At 71.8% G+C, this 4,903-nt stretch carries 4 protein-coding genes; 3 read left to right on the top strand and 1 reads right to left on the bottom strand.

Annotation, left to right across the window (positions count from 1 at the left end):
* Nucleotides 1-148: 148 nt before the first annotated feature.
* Together C1I98_RS35160 and C1I98_RS35155 are read left to right on the top strand one after the other, a co-directional pair.
* A complete protein-coding gene (locus C1I98_RS35160) occupies nucleotides 149-880 on the top strand; it encodes a hypothetical protein (RefSeq protein WP_111171630.1) in 732 nt (243 codons plus the stop codon).
* Between the two features lie 26 nt (nucleotides 881-906).
* A complete protein-coding gene (locus C1I98_RS35155) occupies nucleotides 907-1,626 on the top strand; it encodes a transporter substrate-binding domain-containing protein (protein WP_111171629.1) in 720 nt (239 codons plus the stop codon).
* Here the strand turns inward: C1I98_RS35155 and C1I98_RS35150 are convergent, their stop codons facing one another.
* Entirely contained in the window at nucleotides 1,627-3,702 is a 2,076-nt protein-coding gene (locus C1I98_RS35150) for a hypothetical protein (protein ID WP_111171628.1), read from the bottom strand.
* 52 nt (nucleotides 3,703-3,754) lie between these two features.
* Here C1I98_RS35150 and C1I98_RS35145 point away from each other — a divergent pair, with 52 nt between their 5' ends.
* Nucleotides 3,755-4,159 (top strand): DnaJ family domain-containing protein, encoded by a 405-nt coding sequence (locus C1I98_RS35145; protein ID WP_111171627.1) that lies wholly within the window; start codon nucleotides 3,755-3,757, stop codon nucleotides 4,157-4,159.
* Nucleotides 4,160-4,903: the final 744 nt, after the last annotated feature.

Genomic DNA, 4,903 nt, shown 5'->3' with positions numbered 1-4,903 from the left:
GGTGGAGGCCGGGGCGTACGCGGGGCCTGGAGAGTCCGGTGGCGGTCAGGTAGCCGGGGAGTCGTCCTCTGACGGCTTGCGGACGGCGGGAGTCGCCGGTCCTGCCGGTGGTCCGAGAGTTGCGGACACGGGGCGGCCGGGTGGGTCGGTGAACAACCTGGGAACGGCGGCCCGCCGGCAGCCGGAGCAGAAAGGGATCGGCCGGCGTTGGGGCGATCCCTGGTCGTCGATCAGGGCCGCTTCGCCTCCTGACGAAACGGCGGGCGGAGACCTGGGCACCGCCGTCGATCCGACCCCGGCAGGCCCCGGGGCGTCGCGGTCGGCGCGGCATCGGCGGGGCCGCCCCGGGCGGAAGCTGGCGCTGATCGCCGGGGCCGTGGCCGTCTTCATCGTCGGCACCGGGACCGGCTGGATGATCGCGACGCGTTCCCCCACGCCCGCCCTCACCCTCAGCGGCCCGCCGTACGCCATCACCGCCGGACGCCCCCTGACCCTCGACCTCCCCCTGACCGAACACCGGGACTGGGCGCTGGACCTGCGGTTACGGCTCGGCTACACCCGCCAGCAGGAGTTACAGAACTGCAGTTACCACGCCTGGCTCACCTACCGGCTCATCAGCGACGGCAAGACCCTGGCCGACGGCGGCTCCCGCACCGGGCTCAAGGAGGTCGCGGTCAACCAGATCCGCCTCGGCTCGGTCGCCGCCGCCAAGCTGGTGGTCACCCTGCACTGGACGCCCCCGGTACGCCGTCCCGGCACGACGCCGCGCTGTGACCTGACCCTCGACCCCAGCCGCAGCGTCCTGCGGGACGCCGGAGCCCCGCCCAGCCGATCCCGGCGCCCCCGCCCAGCAAGGCCGACCGGGGCAACGGCCCGCTGACCGGCAAACAGTGGCTGAAGATCGCCGTGAAGATCGACCAGCCCGGCATCGGGGTGATGGTGAACAGCAACCCCGACAACCGGCAGGGCATCGACATCGACATCGCGAAGGAGATCGCCAAGCGGCTGCACGCCATCCCCGAATGGCACGATGTCACCTCAAGCAGCCGGGAGACGCTGCTCCAGCGCGGCCAGGCCGACGTGGTGATCGCCAGCTACTCGATGAACGAGCCGCGCCGCGACAAGATCACCTTTGCCGGGCCGTACCTGGTCGCCGAGCAGGACATCATGGTCCGCGCCGCCCCGGACAGTGCCGACATCAAGGACATCGACGACCTGAAGGACAAGAAGTTCTGTGGTGTCACCGGCTCCCAGTCCACCCAGCGCGTGATCAACCACTTCCCCGCCGGATGGGACACCCCGGAGCACATGGTCAGGCAGCACGGGTACGGCGCGTGCGTGCAGATGCTGCGCGACCGCGAGGTCGACGCGGTCTCGACGGACAACTCGATCCTGGCCGGCTACGCCGCCGCCGACAGGGCCAGGTTCCGGTTGCTGGGCGAGTCGCTGTCCGTCGAGGAGTACGGCATCGGGCTGGCCAAGAACAACGTCGCCGACGCCCGGCGGATCAACGGCATCCTCAAGGAGATGATCCGGGACGGCACCTGGCAGAAGATCATCAGAACCCACCTCCGCGACTCGGCGGACAGATTCATCCGGACCGTACCGTCCATCCCCGGCCCCTGATCAGGTCGTCAGGGCCGCCCGGCACAGGCGGACCAGTGCCTCGTCGTCGGGGACCTGCGAACTGCTGTAGCCGTGGTCGGACGCGTTGTGCCTGCGTACCCGGCCCAGCTCCGCATGCAGCAGGCCGTGGGCGCTCTTGGCGGCCGGGCCCAGGTCGGCCCACAGGGCCGCGACGTCACGGCGGGTGTGGGCGTTGGCCAGCCAGGCGCGTTCGAGCACCGGTAGCAGGGGGTCGGCCTCGCCGGTGACCTGCCACAACGCCTGTGCCGCCCCCAGCGGCAGCCAGTGGTGCTCGTCGCCGCGGCGCAGCAGCCGGCGCAGCCGGTCGGTGGCGGCGCTCGCCGCGGGCCCCAGCTCGGCGAGGACGCCGATCGCGCCGGTGACCGCGTACCGGTCGCCGCCGAGGTGGCGCTCGGCGACGGCGTACGCGCCTTCGGCATCACCGTCGATCCGCCACAGCGCCTTGGCGGCGGCCGAGGATACCGACCGGTCGGAGTGGACGGCGGCCACGCGAATGTACGGCAGGCTCTCGCGGGAGGCCGGGCCGATCGCGCCCAGCGCGCCGAGGAGCGGAGCGGTCGCCGCCTCGCCCGACTCCAGCAGAACCAGCAGGTCAGGCACGACTCCGGCGGCGGCCGGGCCCATCTGGGCGAGTGCGTACATCAGGCCGTCGCGCCGGTGGTCGCGCGGCTCTCCGGTGGGCAGGTCGTGCAGCCGGCGGCGGAGGATGGGCAGCAGCGGGGCGGCCCGCTCGCCGTACCGACCGATCGGTCCGCCGATGTCCTTCGGCATGTCCTCGCGGTCGAGCGCCCACGCCAGCATGGGCAGCGCGCGTTCGTCCGCGGCCCCGGCCAGCGCGCGCAGCGCCGGGCCGACGCTGGACGTCGCGTCGGGCCACTCGACGACCCACGCGATGTGACCCTCCTGCGTGGCGGGGTGATGGGCCACCCGGCCCGCGGCGGTCAGAGCCTCCGCGAGCGCGCCGGCCGCGGGCGCGGCGAGCATGCCGAGATCTTGCAGGACGTGTACGGCGCTCCACAGCAACCGCGGGTCGCCGCCACGGACCTGCTCGCCGACCAGGGCGATCAGCTCGCCGTAGTCGCCGCGCCAGCCGTTGATCAGGTTGAGCGCGGGCATCAGGGCGTCGAGCCGGCACTCCCAGTTGGGGGAGCGGAGCAGCGGCGTGAGCAGGGACAGGCGGTCGGCCACCCGCTCGCCGTACGCCGCGCACAGGGACCTGACCAGCGCGGCGGCCCTGGGGGCGCGACGGCCCTCGTCGGCCTCCTCGCGCATCCGCCGGAGCGCGCCCACCAGGGTGGGCGTGTCGAACCCGGCGGGCGGGGTGCCGGGCGTGCCGGTCTGGTAGACCTCGGCGATCAGCGGGAGTACGTCGGCCACCGCGATGGCGGGCGCCGTGCCGTCCGTGCCGGGCAGCGCGACCAGCTCGGCGGCCACGGTGAGCTGGATCGCCGGGTCGCACTCGGCGGCGACCATCCGTGCCAGCCTGCCGGTGACCTCCGCGACGCTCTCGCCGCGCCGGGCCATCGCGGCGGCCGAGCGCACGATCTCCGCCAGCACCGCCGGATGCTCCTCCGCAGGCAGCCGGGCCAGCAGCCGGGCGACGGCGGCCGGCGCCTGATCCAGGCAGGCGGGGAGCAGCGCCGCGGTGGCGGCGCGTACGTCGGGGTCGGGGTCTTCCAGCAGCGCGGACCACAGCGGGTAGGCGGCGGTCACCCGCTCGTTGGCCTGGCGGTAGAGCGCGGTGAGACCGAGCGGGTCGTCGGCCGAGGCGAAGTCGGCGAGCAGCCTGATCACCTCGGGCCTGCCGGGCAGGCCGGGCCGGGTCGCGAGGCGCACCAGGAACGGGATCGTGGCGATCGTGCAGGGGTAGACGTCGCCCTGGTGGAACACGCCGCCGTACATCGCGTCGAGCGCCTGCTCGCGGATGGCGGGGTCGGGGTCGGCGAGGCCGCGTAACAGCTCGGGCACCTCGACGGCGGGGCCATACGCGTGCCGCATGCGGCCCCAGCGGATGTCGTCGAGACCCTCGAACGGGTCGTCGGTGTCGTCGGTCATGCGGCAGATCATCGCGGACGGCGCTGACAATTTCAGTGGGTAGAAAAAAAGTATGACGAACCGCAAACCCGACTCGATGGGCTTCGAGTCGTGGATCGACCAGCAGATCCGCGAGGCGATGGAACGCGGCGAGTTCGACGATCTGCCGGGCGCGGGCAAACCGCTCCCCAACCGCAACGAGGTGGCCGACGAGCTGTGGTGGGTCAAACAGAAGGCCCTGAGCGAGGGCCGGACCCTCCCTCTTCCGCCCACGCTGGCCCTCCGCAAGGAGGCCGAAGAGGCCCTGGCGGCGGCCCGCGGCGCCCGTACCGAGAACCAGGCCAGGAAGATCGTCGAAGAGATCAACCAGAAGATCGACCAGGCGATCAGAAAGGGCCTCTCCGGCCCGCCGCTCAACCTGATGCCCTTCGACGTCGAACAGATCATCACCGAATGGCGCGATGACAACCGCGGCTAGCCGATCGGCGGGGTGTCGGCGCGGGCGCCGCACCCGGCACCGGCCGATGCCTTCGAGGACGCGGCCGGGGAGCTGACCGAAGGGGGCACAGACCTGGTCGGAGCCGACCGGGTTCCCGGCCCGCTGCGGGGCCTCGCCCGCGAAGGCCGCCTTGCTGCCGGCGGTTTCACCGGTGCTCCTGGACGTCCGGTGAGCCGACCTGACCGGACGGCCGGACGGCCGGACGGCCGGGCTGCGGGGAACGAGCGGTGTGTGTTCGTGCGTGGCGGAGGTCGACTTCGTTCTTCAGTTGGCAATTAGGAGTCCGGCTCGGGTTTTCGGGTCGGGAGTAGCGGGATTGGGGATGGTGATGTATTTGGGAATCGTCTGCCACTAAACCTATTTCAGGAAATGGCCCCGCAAGCCGCCCCCTTGTGACACCCCGCCACCACACCTTAGGTCAGCCTTGTCCTGCTGTTCGGGCCGGGCTTGGTGGCTGCTGGGTAATGTTTGGGAGAAATGGGGCAGAAGTGATTATCGACCACGGTCATCCGACGCCACCCATGGTGAACGCCCCCATCTCCAGTGAGAATAGGACCGATAATCCTGGCCAAGCACCTCCCACCAGGTCGGTGATCTGACATGACGGCGGCATCCACCCCGCCGGGCACGGGCCCCTCCGGCATTCTCGGCAGAGTGTTGCTGCTCTGTGCCGCGCTCGGCCCTCCCGCCGTGGTCGTGCAGGTGTGGCCCGCGCTACGGAGC

It is taken from the genome of Spongiactinospora gelatinilytica, assembly GCF_003236385.1.
Taxonomy (GTDB): Bacteria; Actinomycetota; Actinomycetes; order Streptosporangiales; family Streptosporangiaceae; genus Spongiactinospora; species Spongiactinospora gelatinilytica.
This window is presented reverse-complemented; position numbering and strand designations above follow the sequence as displayed.

What these genes read in the sequence shown, in the direction of transcription:
- C1I98_RS35150 (WP_111171628.1), bottom strand. Translation starts at nt 3,702, where the DNA reads ATGACCGACGACACCGACGACCCGTTCGAGGGTCTCGACGACATCCGC.
- C1I98_RS35145 (WP_111171627.1), top strand. Translation starts at nt 3,755, where the DNA reads ATGACGAACCGCAAACCCGACTCGATGGGCTTCGAGTCGTGGATCGAC.